Origin of the sequence: Buttiauxella noackiae (assembly GCF_000737905.1) — a bacterium.
In the GTDB taxonomy this organism is placed as follows: Bacteria; Pseudomonadota; Gammaproteobacteria; order Enterobacterales; family Enterobacteriaceae; genus Buttiauxella; species Buttiauxella noackiae.
Genome location: NZ_JPRU01000003.1, coordinates 12,539 through 29,530, shown reverse-complemented (window position 1 = coordinate 29,530; position 16,992 = coordinate 12,539). Strand labels below are relative to the sequence as shown.

Annotated in this window: 16 protein-coding genes; 7 read left to right on the top strand and 9 right to left on the bottom strand. The window is 49.0% G+C overall.

The features are described from left to right. Positions 1-144: 144 nt before the first annotated feature. Positions 145-471 (bottom strand): nitrite reductase small subunit NirD, encoded by a 327-nt coding sequence (gene nirD / locus IX31_RS16010; protein WP_034460253.1) that lies wholly within the window; start codon positions 469-471, stop codon positions 145-147. Beyond that, entirely contained in the window at positions 468-3,020 is a 2,553-nt protein-coding gene (gene nirB, locus IX31_RS16005) for a nitrite reductase large subunit NirB (protein ID WP_034460250.1), read from the bottom strand. The genes nirD and nirB overlap by 4 nt, the downstream gene beginning before the upstream one ends. A 227-nt stretch (positions 3,021-3,247) precedes the next feature. Here nirB and IX31_RS16000 point away from each other — a divergent pair, with 227 nt between their 5' ends. Beyond that, positions 3,248-4,525, top strand: a complete 1,278-nt coding sequence (locus IX31_RS16000) for a cytosine deaminase (RefSeq protein WP_034460247.1) — start codon at positions 3,248-3,250, stop codon at positions 4,523-4,525. 60 nt (positions 4,526-4,585) lie between these two features. Here the strand turns inward: IX31_RS16000 and tsgA are convergent, their stop codons facing one another. Then, positions 4,586-5,767 (bottom strand): MFS transporter TsgA, encoded by a 1,182-nt coding sequence (gene tsgA, locus IX31_RS15995; protein ID WP_034460244.1) that lies wholly within the window; start codon positions 5,765-5,767, stop codon positions 4,586-4,588. Positions 5,768-6,047: 280 nt separating this feature from the next. Between tsgA and ppiA the strand changes: the two genes are divergently transcribed. The 4 genes from ppiA (at position 6,048) to argD (ending at position 9,246) form a co-directional block, all read left to right on the top strand. After that, a complete protein-coding gene (gene ppiA, locus IX31_RS15990; protein WP_034460242.1) occupies positions 6,048-6,620 on the top strand; it encodes a peptidylprolyl isomerase A in 573 nt (190 codons plus the stop codon). 106 nt (positions 6,621-6,726) lie between these two features. Further along, positions 6,727-7,329: a putative adenosine monophosphate-protein transferase Fic gene (locus tag IX31_RS15985; RefSeq protein WP_034460240.1), complete on the top strand. Its 603-nt coding sequence runs from the start codon at positions 6,727-6,729 to the stop codon at positions 7,327-7,329. 33 nt (positions 7,330-7,362) lie between these two features. Further along, entirely contained in the window at positions 7,363-7,926 is a 564-nt protein-coding gene (gene pabA, locus IX31_RS15980) for an aminodeoxychorismate synthase component 2 (RefSeq protein ID WP_034460238.1), read from the top strand. Positions 7,927-8,025: 99 nt separating this feature from the next. Continuing rightward, positions 8,026-9,246: a bifunctional acetylornithine/succinyldiaminopimelate transaminase gene (argD, locus tag IX31_RS15975; RefSeq protein WP_034460236.1), complete on the top strand. Its 1,221-nt coding sequence runs from the start codon at positions 8,026-8,028 to the stop codon at positions 9,244-9,246. 3 nt (positions 9,247-9,249) lie between these two features. Here argD and IX31_RS15970 read toward each other — a convergent pair whose 3' ends face one another. Beyond that, positions 9,250-11,334: a YccS/YhfK family putative transporter gene (locus IX31_RS15970; RefSeq protein WP_034460232.1), complete on the bottom strand. Its 2,085-nt coding sequence runs from the start codon at positions 11,332-11,334 to the stop codon at positions 9,250-9,252. Between the two features lie 176 nt (positions 11,335-11,510). Beyond that, positions 11,511-12,143 (bottom strand): cAMP-activated global transcriptional regulator CRP, encoded by a 633-nt coding sequence (gene crp / locus IX31_RS15965; protein ID WP_003852956.1) that lies wholly within the window; start codon positions 12,141-12,143, stop codon positions 11,511-11,513. Between the two features lie 315 nt (positions 12,144-12,458). On the opposite strand from crp, the gene IX31_RS15960 reads away from it, so the two are divergent. Beyond that, a complete protein-coding gene (locus IX31_RS15960; protein WP_034460229.1) occupies positions 12,459-12,863 on the top strand; it encodes an OsmC family protein in 405 nt (134 codons plus the stop codon). 93 nt (positions 12,864-12,956) lie between these two features. Here the strand turns inward: IX31_RS15960 and IX31_RS15955 are convergent, their stop codons facing one another. From IX31_RS15955 to IX31_RS15945, 3 genes are all read right to left on the bottom strand, one after another. Beyond that, a complete protein-coding gene (locus tag IX31_RS15955; protein WP_034460227.1) occupies positions 12,957-13,835 on the bottom strand; it encodes a phosphoribulokinase in 879 nt (292 codons plus the stop codon). A gap of 113 nt (positions 13,836-13,948) precedes the next feature. Further along, positions 13,949-14,167 (bottom strand): YheU family protein, encoded by a 219-nt coding sequence (locus tag IX31_RS15950; protein ID WP_034460225.1) that lies wholly within the window; start codon positions 14,165-14,167, stop codon positions 13,949-13,951. A gap of 1 nt (position 14,168) precedes the next feature. Further along, positions 14,169-15,185 (bottom strand): hydrolase, encoded by a 1,017-nt coding sequence (locus IX31_RS15945; RefSeq protein ID WP_034460222.1) that lies wholly within the window; start codon positions 15,183-15,185, stop codon positions 14,169-14,171. Positions 15,186-15,247: 62 nt separating this feature from the next. On the opposite strand from IX31_RS15945, the gene IX31_RS15940 reads away from it, so the two are divergent. After that, positions 15,248-15,847 carry a LysE family translocator gene (locus tag IX31_RS15940; protein WP_034460220.1) on the top strand — a complete coding sequence of 200 codons (600 nt, stop codon included), beginning with the start codon at positions 15,248-15,250 and terminating at the stop codon, positions 15,845-15,847. A 58-nt stretch (positions 15,848-15,905) separates the two neighbouring features. Here the strand turns inward: IX31_RS15940 and IX31_RS15935 are convergent, their stop codons facing one another. Beyond that, on the bottom strand, positions 15,906-16,847 hold the full coding sequence (locus IX31_RS15935; protein ID WP_034460217.1) for an omptin family outer membrane protease: 942 nt from the start codon (positions 16,845-16,847) through the stop codon (positions 15,906-15,908). Positions 16,848-16,992 lie beyond the last annotated feature (145 nt).

The following is a 16,992-nucleotide window of genomic DNA, read 5'->3' as shown; positions in this document are numbered from 1 at the left end:
AATTGAAAGAAAAGTAAAAATTGAAAAATTTGGAAAGTTACCCTCACCCTAATCCTCTCCCTGAGGGAGAGGATTATCCGGAGAAGCCTTTTTGACTTTCTCCCTCTCCTGAGGAGAGGGCCGGAGTGAGGGTTCTATAAAGTCTTATGCTTTAATCTGAACCTGGCCGTCCTGAACGCGCGCTGGGTAGTGCGCAATTGAGCGGCTCTCATCTTCCATACACAGCCCGTCACGCAGTCTGAAACGCTGCTTTTTCAACGGGCTGGCGACCCAAAGCTCGCCCTGGTGTTCGGCGATAATGCCACGAGACAACACGCTCGCTTCGAAGAACGGGTCAATGTTGCTGATGGCGAAAACCTGGTCGTCATTACGTGGGCGGAAAATTGCAATTTGCTCATTACCTACCAGGGCACAAACACCGGTAGCAGGCAAGATGTCGGTTAACGGGCAAACAGTAGTCCACTGGCTCATACATTTTCCTCCACTTCTTCTACCAGGGTGACCGGGATACGCTCGTACGGTGTCGCTGGGCGATGTTGTTCACGTTCAGGCACGATTTGTACGTTCGGGTCGCGCACAGGACTGTTGATAAAGTGTTTGAAGCGAACCTGAGCTTCTGGCGTGTTGACTGTCTCAGTCCATTCGCAAACCACTTTGTCGCGCAGGCGCTCGAGCTCGGCTTCAAGTTGAGCGTTCAGGCCCAGTTTGTCTTCGATGATGACTTTTTTCAGATACTCAATGCCGCCTTCCAGGTTGTCGAGCCATGGAGCGGTACGGGTCAGTTTGTCGGCGGTGCGGATGTAGAACATCATGAAACGGTCGAGGTACTTGATCAGCGTTTCACGGTCTAAGTCAGCGGCCAGCAAATCCGCGTGACGTGGTTTCATACCGCCGTTACCGCATACGTACAGGTTCCAGCCTTTTTCGGTTGCGATAATCCCGACGTCTTTACCCTGTGCTTCCGCACATTCACGAGTACAGCCGGAGACACCAAACTTCATTTTGTGCGGAGTACGAATCCCTTTGTAGCGGTTTTCCAGCTCAACGCCGAAACCAACGCTATCGCCAACGCCGTAGCGGCACCAGGTGCTGCCGACGCAGGTTTTGGCCATACGCAGTGCTTTCGCATATGCGTGGCCTGTTTCAAAACCGGCTTCAATCAGTTGACGCCAGATCTCTGGCAAGTCGTCTTTCTGTGCACCAAACAGGCCGATACGCTGGGAACCGGTGATTTTGGTGTAGAGATTGAATTCGCGCGCAATACGGCCCACTTCCATCAATCCTTCCGGGGTAATTTCTCCGCCCGCAGAACGTGGAATGACTGAGTAAGTTCCGTCTTTCTGGATGTTGCCCAGGAAGTTGTCGTTGGTGTCCTGAAGCGGTGTGTGCTGCGGTGCAAGCACATAATCGTTCCAGCAAGAAGCCAGCAAAGAACCGACGGTCGGTTTACAGACTTCGCAGCCGTAACCTTTGCCGTATTTTTGCAGCAGCTCGTCGAAGGATTTAATTCCTTCAACGCGGATCAGGTGGTACAACTCCTGGCGTGAAAATGCGAAGTGTTCACACAGGTTATGGTTAACTTCGATACCTTGCTTGCTCAACTCAGCATTCAATACCTGAGTGATCAATGGAATACAGCCACCACAACCGGTACCTGCTTTGGTTTCCGCTTTCAGTGCGGCAACGGTATGGCAACCGTTGTTGATAGCTTTAACCAGATGACCTTTGGTGACATCGAAACAGGAACAGATTTGCGCGCTGTCCGGGAGTTTATCAACACCAATGGCTGGCTTACCGGAGCTTGCGTGTGCAGGCAGAATCAGCGCGTCAGGGTTTTCCGGCAGTTCGATGTTATTGAGCACAAGTTGCAGCAGGTTGCCGTAATCGCTAGTGTCACCTACCAGAACCGCACCGAGTAACGTTTTGTTGTCGGCGCTGACAATCAGGCGCTTATAAACCTCTTTGCTTTCGTCGAGGTAAACATAGCTGCGGCAATTTGGCGTGCGACCGTGTGCATCACCAATCCCGCCAACGTCCACGCCGAGCAGTTTTAACTTGGCGCTCATGTCTGCGCCTTCGAAGGCATTTTCAGTACCTAACAAATGGTCAGCGGTAACTTGCGCCATTTTATAGCCAGGTGCTACCAGGCCGAAGGTGCGGTTATTCCAACTGGCACATTCGCCGATGGCGTAGATGTCTGGATCAGACGTCTGGCAAGTGTCGTTAACCACTATGCCGCCGCGCTGTGCTGTCGCCAGGCCGCACTGGGTGGCCAGTTTATCGCGTGGGCGGATACCGGTGGAGAAGACGATGAAGTCCACTTCCAGTTCGCTGCCGTCGGCAAAACGCATGGTCTTACGTGCTTCGTTACCGGCTTGTACGATTTCCTGGGTGTTTTTGCTGGTATGAACGCGCACGCCCATGCTTTCGATTTTATTGCGTAACTGCTCGCCGCCCATGCGGTCGAGTTGTTCGGCCATCAGCATTGGTGCGAATTCGATAACGTGTGTTTCTACGCCGAGGTTTTTCAGCGCGCCTGCTGCTTCAAGGCCAAGCAGGCCACCACCGACCACGGCACCACGCTTGCTGCGGCGGGCACATGCTTCGATAGCGTTCAAATCTTCGATAGTGCGGTAGACGAAACAGTCTTGTGTTTCAGAACCTTTAATCGGTGGGATCCACGGATAAGAACCAGTCGCCATGACCAATTTGTCGTAATACACCGTACGACCGGTATTCGAGTGGATCACTTTTTCCTGGCGGTTAATGGTGATGGCGCGTTCGCCGACCAGCACTTTTACACCGTGTTTCTCGTAAAAGCCGTCACGAACCAGGGATAACTCTTCTGCTGTATGATGGGAAAAATAGGAAGACAGGTGCACGCGATCGTAGGCTTTGCGCGGCTCTTCACAGAAAACGGTAATGTCGAATTCGCCTGGCTGGGCTTTATCAAGTAAGTCCTCGATAAAGCGATGGCCGACCATGCCATTACCGATGATTGCGATTTTGACTTTGCTCATAATTGCCTCAATTTCTTTTCTATTACCGCCTACCTTAACGATTCAGCAATGGCGATTATTGATACAAATCAAATACACCTTTATATACCTCTTAATGAGTATGCTGCTGATTTTAGTGGGTTTTTATAAGTTGAGGAAATGTTTAGCTATTCGCGGGAAGACAATAAATGCTTCCATTTTGCCTTGTGTGCTATGAATTAGGGGCGGTTAATTAACAAGGAGTGGGTATGAGTAATTTGGCGTTAATTCAAAATGTGCGTCTGGTCGGGCGTGAAGGCTTGTGGCAAATAGCCATCGAAAATGAGCGTATCACCACCATTAAACCAATGAGTGAAACCCCAACTGAAAGCCAGCAGGTGCTTGATGGGCGAGGCGGCCTTGCTATCCCACCATTTATTGAGCCTCATATTCACCTTGATACCACCCAGACTGCCGGGCAACCGAACTGGAACCAGTCAGGAACCTTATTTGAAGGCATCGAACGTTGGGCTGAACGCAAAGCGCTTCTCACGCATGAAGATGTGAAACAGCGAGCCTGGCAGACACTGAAATGGCAAATCGCCAACGGTATTCAGTATGTGCGCACGCACGTTGATGTTTCAGACCCGACATTGACCGCGCTAAAAGCGATGCTGGAAGTGAAGCAAGAAGCGGCTCCATGGATTGAAGTGCAAATTGTCGCATTCCCACAAGAAGGGATTCTGTCGTATCCCAATGGTGAAGCGCTGCTTGAAGAAGCCTTACGTCTGGGGGCGGATGTCGTCGGCGCAATTCCGCATTTTGAATTTACCCGAGAATACGGCGTTGAATCGCTGCATAAAGCTTTTGCGTTGGCGAAAAAATACAATAGTCCGTTAGATATTCACTGCGATGAAATCGATGATGAGCAATCGCGGTTTGTCGAAACCGTTGCTGCTCTGGCGTTGAGAGACGGTATTGGGCCGCGTGTCACCGCTAGCCATACCACCGCGATGCACTCTTACAATGGCGCTTATACTTCGCGCTTGTTCCGCCTGTTGAAAATGTCCGGGATTAACTTTGTCGCCAATCCGTTGGTGAATATTCATCTACAAGGGCGTTTTGATGATTATCCAAAACGCCGTGGTATCACGCGCGTGAAAGAGTTACTTGAGGCGGGAATTAACGTCTGCTTTGGACATGATGATGTGTTCGACCCGTGGTACCCGCTGGGTACCGCCAATATGTTGCAGGTACTGCATATGGGGCTGCATGTTTGTCAGATGATGGGTTACCAGCAAATTGATGAAGGTCTAAAACTGATTACCGATAACAGCGCCCGTACGTTTGGCGTACAGGAATACGGTATTGCCGAGGGAAATACGGCGAACCTGATTATCCTTCCGGCTGAAAATGGCTTTGATGCGGTGCGCAGGCAGGTGCCGGTGCGTTGGTCAGTGCGAGCAGGGAAAGTCATTGCGACTACGCAATTGTCGCAAACCTGGGTGATGTTGGATGAAGCGGAGGAGATAAAATTTGGCGGGTGAAAACACCCGCCATTCGCTTTTCGTAGGTCGAATTAGCGAAGCGACATCCGACGTCTACCGTTAGTGCGCAGTCGCTACATTATGTTGGCGATGTTTCGTTACCAGACCCAAAATCAGGCACATGATAAACACTACTGCGTACAGGGCGTTTGAGGTTTGTAGCGCCGCGTGCGGGCCGCTATGAGCCACAATTGGGCCTGTTACAACGAAGGTTAGCATGGTGCCGATGGTACCGCAGGTCAGTACGAAGTTAACCAGTTTTGGCGAGGCGACTTTGGTCTGCAATGAACCCAGGGTGATGACAGAGGTATAAATTGCGCTGGAGAAGAAGCCAAGCGCCAAAATAAACCATGCCAGGTGTGCCGGCTCGCTTTTGTTAAATAGGTACATCAGAACGGTAGCGACACCTGCCAGAACAGTCAGAATACGTTGTAGATCGAAGAAACGCAGAATAAAGCTGAACGCCCACATTCCGAACATGTACGACATCCAGAAATCGCTGACCAGTTGGCCGGCATCATTCAGATTCATGCCCAGGCTTTTAGCGTATTCCGGTACCCAGGAGATAAAGCCCAATTGGCCGAGGATATAGCACAGTGCTGCGATGGACAGGAACAGCACACCTACACCCCATTTCTCTTTCTCGACTACTTTTTCAGGTTGCTGTGCGTGTTTACCTAATGCAGGGAAGTCACAACCGATAGTCAGTATGAAGATGGCGACATAAACCAGACCGATGCAGACATAAACCCAATACCAGTTGATGCTGCGAGCCAGCAGAATCGCGGCCACCATTGGGAAGATCATCCCTGCCATGCTGAAGAAGGAGTCGGTAAACAGCAGGCGTGAACCACGCTGACGGCCTTCATACATGTGGGTAATCAGGAACGTACCAATCGACATTGTGATACCACTGACCAGGCCAAGTACAAACATCGCGACCGAGAAAATAGTCAGGTTATCGCCAAAGACAAGCCCGGCAACCGCCAGCACCATCAGAATGAAGCCAAAACGAAGCTGTGTTTTGAGCGGTACGATTTCCATTAACCAGGCATTCAGGAAGATAGAAATCAAAATACCCGCGTTCAGGAAAGTAAAAGTATTACTCATGCTGGAAACGGGGACGTGGAAGTATTCGGCGATATTGCCCATCACCATCCCGGTGACGATCACCAACGCACCAGTGAGGGCGTAGGAGAAGAAGCTGATCCATGTGAGCTTAATGCGGTTGCTGTTAGTCATGACAAGCCTGTGAATAGAAATGTAAAGTGCTTTGACAGCACTCGAGAAGAATGGATTTTAGTCAAAAACGTGACTCATTCATACAATTTATAAGTCATTTGCTGCAACGACTTGAATTTAAGGTGACCGTTGTCACAATTAATCGCGTTATTTGATTATTGATTCATTTAACTTATTGATTTGTGTGAAAGTAAAAAACCGTAAATGGCTGGCGCATACTTGAGAGCGTCTTTACAATCTAGCAACTTGCCTCATTCACTGCATTCGTAAGGAATTATTCATGCTCAAATCGACTCTGGCGGCTGTAGCAACTGTGTTTGCTCTAACCGCTCTCTCTCCTGCGGCGCTCGCTGCTAAAGGCGACCCACATGTCCTGCTGACCACGTCAGCGGGTGAAATTGAGCTTGAGTTAAATAGCCAAAAAGCCCCTATCTCTGCGAAAAACTTCGTGGATTACGTCAACAGTGGCTTCTACAACAACACTATTTTCCATCGCGTGATCCCAGGCTTTATGCTCCAGGGCGGCGGCTTCACTGAAGATATGAATCAGAAGCAGCCAAATCCACCGATCAAAAATGAAGCTGATAATGGCTTGCGCAATACTCGTGGCACCATTTCTATGGCGCGTACCGCAGATAAAGACAGCGCAACCAGCCAGTTCTTTATCAACGTGGCAGATAATGCCTTCCTCGATCACGGCCAGCGTGACTTCGGTTATGCGGTATTTGGTAAAGTTGTGAAAGGGATGGAAGTTGCCGATAAGATCTCTCAGGTACAAACTCATGACGTCGGTCCTTATCAAAATGTGCCGTCAAAACCTGTAGTTATCCTCTCCGCGAAAGTCCTGCCGTAAAAAATTCCTGTGCGGGTATTCTGTACCCGCACATTCTCACCTTCCTGCACGTCTACCGATTGCTGCTTATACTTGTGGCAACTATGGGTCATGTTAGGGAGGCATCATGACAAAGAAACTGACCGACAAACAAAAGTCCCGCCTTTGGCAGCAACTGCGTAGCCGTTCATTTCAGGCCAGTAGTCGGCTGGATATTCTTGAACCTCATGCGCAAGACGAGACAATCGCGCAGCGCGTGGAGACCATTGAACTTGGCCCGCTGCATCGCGGATTACCCTGGCTTTGTGCCATCCACCAGCAGCTTTTTCAGGATGTTTTCGACTGGGCGGGTGAGCTACGTGATGTGGATATTTCCAAAGGGGAGACACGTTTCTGTCATTTCGAGTACATCGAAAATGAAGGCAACGATTTGATGCAGGAAATGGAAGACGAGCAGTATCTGGTTGGACTTGGCAGAGATGAGTTCGTTAAGCGCCTGGCACATTATTATTGTGAAATTAACGTCCTTCATCCGTTCTTTGTCGGCAGTGGACGAGCGCAGCGTGTGTTCTTCGAGCAACTGGCGATTCATGCCGGGTATGTGCTGGACTGGAGCGATGTTGATCCGGACGAATGGCAAACGGCGAATCAGGCTGGCGCGCTGGGGGATTTAAACCCGCTTTGCGAGATTTTTACTAAAGTCGTGAGTGAAGCGCGCGAAAGCGAATAGAATAGCGCGGTTCTTTTTTACCCCGGAGCCGCGATGCTACTGCTTATCGACAATTACGACTCATTTACCTGGAACCTTTATCAGTACTTTTGTGAATTAGGCGCAGAAGTGGTGGTGAAACGTAACGATGAGCTGACCCTTTCTGATATCACTGCCCTGGAACCAGAAAAACTGGTCATATCCCCTGGCCCTTGCACTCCTGATGAAGCGGGTATTTCCCTTGCGGCGATTCAACATTTTGCCGGGAAATTACCGATTCTGGGTGTGTGCCTTGGCCACCAGGCTATTGCACAAGCATTTGGTGCAACTATTGTTCGGGCGCAAAAAGTGATGCATGGTAAAACATCGGCCATCATGCATAACAATTCTGGTGTGTTCACTGGTTTGAACAACCCCCTTACTGTCACGCGTTACCACTCTTTGGTCATCGACCCGCTATCGCTGCCGGATTGCTTTGAATTGACCGCGTGGACGGACAAACAAGAGATTATGGGCATCCGTCACCGTGATTTTGACCTGGAGGGTGTGCAATTCCACCCGGAAAGTATTCTTAGTGAGCAGGGGCACCAACTGTTAGCTAATTTCCTTAATCGTTGATTTTTTATTGCCAGATAATGATTTTTTATGCATATTTCATGATTATATTTTCAAATATCTTTCATGAAGCGTTATGCGTAAAAAGGGGATAGGCAATTAATGGCAACTGAACAATCAGCAATTACCCGCGCAACTTTCGACGAAGTGATTCTGCCGATTTATGCACCTGCGGAGTTTATCCCGGTAAAAGGCAAAGGCAGTCGCGTATGGGATCAGCAAGGGAAAGAGTATGTTGATTTCGCGGGCGGCATCGCGGTTACGGCGTTAGGCCACTGCCACCCGGCGTTAGTGGAAGCCTTAAAAAGCCAGGGTGAAACACTGTGGCATACCAGCAATGTTTTCACCAACGAACCCGCTCTACGCCTGGGCCGTAAGCTGATTGACGCAACTTTTGCTGAACGCGTGCTGTTTATGAACTCTGGCACCGAAGCAAATGAAACAGCCTTTAAACTGGCCCGCTACTACGCTTCTACCCGTCATAGCCCGTATAAAACCAAGATTATCGCATTCCATAACGCCTTCCATGGCCGTTCTTTGTTTACTGTTTCAGTTGGCGGGCAGCCTAAGTATTCTGATGGTTTTGGTCCAAAACCTGCTGACATCATTCATGTGCCATTTAACGATTTGCATGCGGTAAAAGCCGTAATGGACGACCATACCTGCGCGGTGGTGGTTGAGCCGATTCAAGGTGAAGGCGGTGTTACGGCGGCAACGCCAGAATTCTTGCAAGGTTTGCGCGAACTATGTGATGAGCACAAAGCTTTGTTGGTATTTGATGAAGTGCAGTGCGGCATGGGACGTATCGGCGAGCTGTTTGCCTATATGTACTATGGTGTGACTCCAGATATTCTGACCAGCGCTAAAGCGCTCGGCGGCGGTTTCCCGGTGAGTGTGATGCTGACGACGCAGGAAATTGCCTCGGCGTTTCACGTCGGTACACACGGTTCAACTTACGGCGGCAACCCGCTGGCATGTGCAGTTGCAGGCGCGGCGTTTGATATCATTAACACGCCTGAGGTACTGAGTGGCGTAACGGCAAAACGGGAACAGTTCGTCGCTCATTTACAGAAGATCGATGAGCAGTTTGATCTGTTCAGCGATATCCGCGGGATGGGCCTATTGATCGGTGCTGAGTTGAAACCGCAATACAAAGGTCGCGCACGTGAGTTCCTTTACGCAGCAGCGGAAGAGGGCGTGATGGTACTCAATGCGGGGCCTGACGTAATGCGTTTTGCACCTGCGTTGATTGTTGAAGATATCGATATTGAAGATGGCATGAAGCGTTTCGCTAAAGCTGTCGCGAAGATAATTAAGGCGTAATACTTAGCTGGACCGTCGTAGGCGGCTCAGCCAGATACCATGATGTGGCCGTTGGCGCCATGCAACTGAAGATATGGTATGCATGGTGCTCAGATGTCCCAGTATCCGCTGCAAATGTTGCTCCATCGTACTTAGCGGCCCGTTTGGAAGCCCTTCAAGCGGGTCCAGAATATTCGCGTCATTGGTTTCTCCTGGCTCATCATATTGAAGACGCTGCTGGCATCGTTGCAGAGCAATTTCACATGACTGCAAATAACGCTGGGCAAGGTCTGGCGTCAACATATTGTGCTCGCGAGCCAAAGTCGTCATTGCGTTAATATGTTCGACAATAAATTGGCTGTGTGTCACCCACAGTTTCATATCCGCCAGATAATGCGAATTAAACCCAGGCTCCTGCATTGCTTGATTCAGGGAGTTAAACAGAGCGTTATGTGCCTGGTTGACCTTCATGCGTTCATAAGCCAGCGGCGTTGGTTCGGGGTCATTACTTAGAATCAGGCGAATGGCACTTTGATCCCTTTCCAGCGCATCGTGCGCGTTCTGGCGCAACAAGCCACTCTGCCATTGTGGCCATAGCCACACCATACCGCCAAAGGCTATCAAACAGCCTAGCAAGGTATCTATCAGGCGAGGGACGATGTACTGCTCGGCACTTAATGTTATCAATTGCAGGGTATAAACGGCTGTCACCGTAAAGCCTATCGTCGCCCAGCCGTAGCTTTTGCGAATAAACAAATAGCTCACCAGCGTAATGACCAACATCGCGCCCAGGGCAATGCTTTGCGGGAAGTGGAAGTGCAGCGCAATACCTGCGATGGCAAGGCCTGCGATGGTGCCAGCCGAACGGTGGAGAATTCGAACACGTGTGGCACCGTAGCCGTTTTGTGTCACGAACATCACCGTCATTAAAATCCAGTAGGGCTTGGGCAGATGTAAAAATGCACCTAACAGACTGGCTATCGTGAGCATCACACCCAATCTTGCTGCGTTGCGAAGCGCCGCTGACTTCAATGATAAATAGCTTTTTAATGCCGCCCACAGCGGCAAACGGCGCTGCCGGTCTTCCATTAAATCACGGACATAGAGTGGGCGTTGAGTGCGTAGCACGCGAGCGACACGGCTGAAGTGGTAATGACAAAATTGCCCTACCGGGTTATCTGGATTCTGTCGGGCGATTTTCTCAAGGGCATCGATCTGTTTTTCCATCGTAAAACGCTGTGGATAACGATGATAAAGAATATCGTCAGCCAGTACACGTAGCCGCGCCGCGATTGTCTGGGCATTCCAGCGAATAACCGCTTCTGCATGGCTTTTCTCGACGAGTTTTTGCACTTCCGCAGGCTGGTGAAGGCTTACCGAGATGTGTTCCTGTAAATCTAAAGCCACCTGAAAAGCACGCAGCAAGCGCTTGTAGCCGTTATGCTGATTCGCCGCCAGCATATGAAGCTGTTGGTAGCATTGAGTAATGAGATCTACTGCTTTTTGCTGACGAGCCAGTAGCGGAGGCAGCGCTTTTTCCGGATCGGTATGTTGAGTCAGCATGCCGTATTTTGCTTCACAGTAATCTGCTAACTGCCGATAGAGCAGGCTCAATGATTCGCGTAATGGCTGCTCGCGCCACATCCAGAACCAAAACCAGTTAAATACGCCGTACCAAATCGTACCGGAGACATAAAGTAGCATCGGCTTCCAGATTGGCATATTCCCGGCCATGCTGAGCGTAAAAATAGCGGCAATCAGTGAAGCGGGAAGTAGACGCGCGTGAAGTGAGCTGATTTCTGCCGTGACACCCAGTAAAAGTGCCATCACAACAAGAATGATAGGCAGTGGCACACTGGTATACAAAAGTAGCAACTGCATGATCAAGCTACTGATGGCAAAAAGGCTGCCGCCAATAATCAAACGTTTGAAGAAGCGCTTATGGGGAGTGTCAAGGCCCGCAATATTGCAGCAGGCAGGAACTAACGAGAAAAGCAGGCCAGACTGGAGATCGCCAACGAGTAAACCTACCGCCACAGGGAGGCACAGCACCAGCGTTTGTCGCAGTGCGTAATTCACCTCGGGATGGTAGATAACTCTTCGCCACATAAACCCTTCTTACTTAAAGCTGCAGCGGCGTTAGCTGCATTCATTCACCCGAATCACTTACTTGAGTAAGCTCATCGGGATGAACTCACTTGCTGCCTAAACGGGTTTCAGATTTGGTTTTTTTGAGACAAAAATGGCGTGTTATTGAAGTAACACGCCATTTTTTTAGACGGAGATTAACGAGTGCCGTATACGACGATCGTTTTACCGTGAGCGGAGATCAGATTTTGATCTTCCAGCATTTTCAAGATGCGACCAACAGTTTCGCGAGAGCAACCCACGATCTGACCGATTTCCTGACGGGTAATTTTAATCTGCATACCGTCCGGGTGGGTCATTGCATCAGGTTGTTTAGCAAGGTTCAGCAGTGTCTGCGCGATACGACCGGTAACGTCCAGGAATGCCAGGTTGCCTACTTTCTCAGAAGTGACTTGCAGACGGCGTGCCATCTGCGAAGAAAGGCGCATCAGAATGTCTGGGTTGACCTGGATTAGCTGGCGGAATTTTTTATATGAAATTTCAGCCACTTCACAGGCACTTTTAGCACGAACCCAGGCACTACGCTCCTGACCTTCTTCGAACAGCCCTAACTCACCAATGAAATCGCCCTGATTTAGATAGGAGAGGATCATTTCCTTGCCCTCTTCATCTTTAATCAGAACAGCCACAGAGCCCTTGACGATGTAATACAGCGTCTCTGCCTTCTCACCTTGGTGAATGAGTGTGCTCTTCGATGGATACTTATGAATGTGGCAATGGGACAAGAACCATTCGAGAGTCGGGTCTGTTTGCGGTTTGCCAAGCACCATGCGCGGTTATCCTCTGTTTTATAACTGGCTACCAACGACAGGACGCTAAACATCCTGTCTGGCGTTGCAAGTAATTAGAATATTCCCCACCTTGGGGAGATGGCATGCAAGTCATTCTTGCTGCCTGTAATTAGTGATGTCCTCTGCATACATGCATTACGTCAATGTATCGATGTAGCATCTGGATTGTTTTAGCATAGCTTTTGACAAGTGTCTCCTGTTGTATCGTTTCAGCTTGACGCATGTCGCCTTCCGTTGCCAGATTTGCTGAATCTGCGTACTCTGAACGGTAATTTATCTACAGGAGTAAGTAGCATGCAGGCACGAGTGAAATGGGTTGAAGGGTTTACCTTCCTGGGTGAATCCGCTTCAGGGCACCAGATTCTTATGGATGGCAATTCTGGTGATAAAGCACCAAGCCCAATGGAAATGGTGCTGATGTCCGTTGGCGGTTGCAGTGCAATTGACGTAGTTTCTATTTTGCAAAAAGGCCGCTACACCGTGACCGACTGTGAAGTGAAACTGACCTCTGAGCGCCGTGAAGAGGCTCCGCGTTTGTTTACACATATCAATCTGCATTTCATCGTGACAGGCAAAGAGTTAAAAGATGCTGCAGTTTCCCGCGCAGTAGATCTCTCTGCTGAGAAGTACTGCTCTGTTGCACTGATGCTTGAAAAAGCTGTCAATGTTACTCATAGCTATGAAGTGATTGAAGGCTAATTTATCCGTTATCCTTCGAGCAGCAGGGGGTTGTGAGTGCCGCCCACCAGCAAATCGAATGCTAACGGGCATAAGTCATGACAAGGGCGGTGATCAATCGCCCTGATTAATATTTCGCCCTTCCGCCAACCGTTTCACTAACGGTGTCATAATCAATTCCATCGCCAGCCCCATCTTGCCGCCCGGCACCACCAATGTATTGATATGCGAAATAAATGAGCCTTGTAGCATGGCGAGTAAATACGGGAAATCGATGTCATCCAGCCCGCGAAAATGAATCACCACAAAACTTTCATCCAGTGACGGGATGCCGCGAGCCGCAAATGGGTTCGACGTATCAACAGTTGGGACGCGCTGGAAGTTGATGTGGGTGCGAGAGAATTGCGGCGTGATGTAATTGATATAGTCATCCATAGAACGAACCACAGAATCCATTACCGCTTCACGGGAATGCCCGCGCTCGCTGGTATCTCGCACCAGTTTTTGTATCCACTCCAGGTTCACAATCGGTACCACACCAACCAGTAAATCCACGGCTTTGGCTACATCATGCTGTGGCGTGACCACACCGCCGTGCAAACCTTCATAAAACAAAACATCAGTGGGTTCTGGTAGTGGCTGCCATGGCGTAAAGGTTCCGGGGATTTGGTTCCAGGGTACTGCTTCATCGTAAGTATGTAGATACTTGCGTGACTTACCTTGCCCGGTTCTCCCGTACTCAATGAAAGTTTGCTCAAGTAAACCAAAGTCATTGGCTTCCGGGCCGAAATAGCTGATATGGCGCCCAAGGTCGCGTGCTTTACGAATAGCCATATCCATTTCAGGACGAGTGAAACGATGGAAACTGTCACCTTCAACTTCCGCTGCACGTAAATTGAGTTGCTGGAAGATTTTACGGAAAGCAAGGCTGGTGGTTGTCGTTCCCGCGCCGCTGGAACCTGTAACGGCAATAACCGGATGTTTGGCTGACATAAGGCAACAACTCCATGGGTGATAGCAAGTGTGTGTAAGTAAGGGCTGGCCCTCACTCTCAGGGAGATAGCTGGGTGAGGGTGGTTTTATTATGCAGTATAGAAGTTAAACGCTTAGCCGCGAAACTGCCCACGAGCCATAATATTTACCGTTTCATGGAGTTCCGACCATACCAGTACAGCCTCACCACTTTGCAGTTGGCGCTTAACGTCGGCCACTTTCTGCTCCAGTGAACGCTCTTGTTCACCATAATCTGTGCCTTCGCGTAATACAAAGGATTCAATCAGATTATCAAGCGTTTCGGGAGGCAGATCTTGCCAGGGAATCATCATATTACTGGTCCAAAAATTTAGACAGCCACTGGGGGATTCGTTGCTCAAGCCACATTTCAGGGCGGCGCAGCGTACCGCCAACAAATCCAACGTGCCCGCCGTAGCGTGTCAGTTGATATTCAATATTGGCAGGTAAGATAGCTTTATCAGGGATCACATGGTGATCCATAAATGGGTCATCTTTTGCGTGGATGATGAGCGTCGGTGTTTTGATTTGTGGCAGCAGCGGCATAGCGCTGCACTGGCGGTAGTAATCGATAGCGTCAGCAAAGCCGTGAATCTTTGAGGTAATCAAATCGTCAAATTCGCGCAGACGACGCATTCCTTTTAGCTGACGCATATCTACCGGGAGTGTGCCCGGATAACTTCTTAACTTACGCGCGGCATTTTTCTTCAGCAGATTCAAAAGATAGTGCTGATAAACACGGGAGAAGCCTTTTTCGATATGCTTGCTGCAATGCTCCAGCATCAGGGGGGCTGAAACCACTACACCGGCCTGAAGCGTACAATCGGCACCCTGTTTTGCCATCAGGCAGGCGAGCATATTGCCACCAAGTGAAAACCCGACCGCCGCTGTTGGTACTTTGCCATAACGCTCGGATAGCCAGTTTAAAAAGAAGCTGCCATCTTCTGTTTCACCCGAATGGTAGATACGCTTCATGCGATTAGGAACACCGCTGCAACCACGGAAATGCATTACCACGCCTAACCAGCCTTGCTTGCTGGCGGCCTCAATTAAACCGTGAGCGTATGGGCTGTGCAGGCTACCTTCTAGTCCATGAAAAACGACTAACCGTGGTTTATGCATTGCCAGGCGCGGGTCCTCGCTCCAGGCAAGATCAACAAAATCCCCATCCGGCATGTCCAGACGCTGCCAGTGAGGTTTGAAATTGAGGCGACGGCGAATCAAACGCGGAAGCATGGTTTGCAGGTGTGGATTACTCACACCTTTTAAAGGACGAAACTGTTCATCGTCTTCGTGATTAAAATTCAATGCTGCGGGACTTGTCGTGGCCATATCACACTGTTAGTTTCATTTAGTTTGCTAATCAACTTTACCGGGTGTGGAACACCCATTTCATGGAAACGCTTTTTTTCTCAATGCTAGGCTTTCTCTGGGTTGCTGCTATCACACCAGGCCCAAACAACATGCTACTCACTTCATCCGGCGCGAATTACGGATTCCTGCGCACCATACCATTGATGATAGGTATCATGCTTGGTATGCAGTGCATTTTATTATTGGTGGCTTTTGGTGTGGGTAGCTTAATTCTATTGTACCCCGCTTTACACCTCATTCTGAAAGTTGCCGGTAGTGCTTACCTTTTGTGGTTGGCCTGGAAAATTGGTACGGCGGCCTACGAACGTCTGGAAACAGATGCCCCACCTCCTGAGCCAATTCCATTCTGGCAGGGTGGTTTGCTGCAAGTCATTAATCCAAAAGCTTGGTTGATGGCGTTAGGTGCTGTCGCAAGTTTCAGTCTGGCGGGTTCTCAGTACCTGCATTCTGTGGTGTTAATCAGTATCGGTATTGCACTGGTGAACATTGTTGCGGGGATCATCTGGATTGCGTTTGGTAGCTTGATAGGCACGCTGCTGCGTAGTCGCCGTGCCTGGACTGTGTTTAACGTCTTTATGGGATTGCTGACTGCGGCGTGTGTGTTGCTGATTTGGCACTAAGAATGTAGTCAATGTTCAAACGCGTAACTGGCCCACAAGTGGGCCAGTTTGTTTTTGATTAAAAGCGATAGTGGATTCCGGCAGAAATGATGTAATTTTCGTTTTTAATTCCTGCAGCATCACCGTCTGTGTACTTTGTTTTGCCTGTAGCGCGGTTGATCATTTCACTCCCGCCCTTACCTTCTGAGTAATAGTTATAAGCAAACTCAGTGGAGACTTTTGCATTAGGCGTAATATAATATCCGACTTCGATTGCGGCCGCATAATAATGAGAGCTGGTTGTTTTTTCACGGAATGTGGTATCTCGGGAATAGTGCTCATCATTATCTTTCGCAGTTACCCAATCGCTGAATTTCAATAATGTATTAACCTCAATACCTTGATATAGGTATTGACCTGCAAGGCCGATATAGGGTAGCGAAAATTTTTGTTGGTAACCAATAGTGCGCTTACCATCTGTGAAAGAGCCAATATCAGTCCCATTGTCGTAATTATAGTTACCACCATATGCACTCCAGCTAAATCGAGTTTGTTGATAACCTGCCACTGCTGCTACTTTATAATTGTCAGTTTTTAATAACCAACCCCTGATGCTGAGATCAAATTCATTAGCGTAATTGAGACGGGTATTGGAATGATGTGACCAGTCGCTCCAGCCAGATTTGTTATCGTCAAGCCAGTCATAGTCGTCCATTGTGTTGCCGCGTGAGGCTAGAGAGGTCCAGCCTCTGGCATTAAGTGTGAGCCTTTGCCAGGCATCCCAGTTTACTTCCCCTTTAAGAACAGGAGTGTTTTTTATTTTCCAATCAAGTTGGCTTATTTTTTCACCGCTTTTGTTATCATATACTCGCTCTGTAGATTTCCCGCCCAGAATACCTAACGATGTTCCTACAGATAAACTTTCTGATTTTAGTGAGGGTGTTAAGTCGTCAAGGTTATTTGCATATGCAAGATGGTTAAATGCAGAAAGCATAATAATAGATGTAATTAGTCGTCTCATTATATTCATTCCATTGAGGTGAGTTTTTATATGTTATGACCATTCTTGTTAAGAAGGCTGTAAAATATAGCGCGCGCGATAACGAATAAATTTGTTATCTTTTGCCGTTGTACTCTATTCGTTGACGAATACACAATGTGACAAA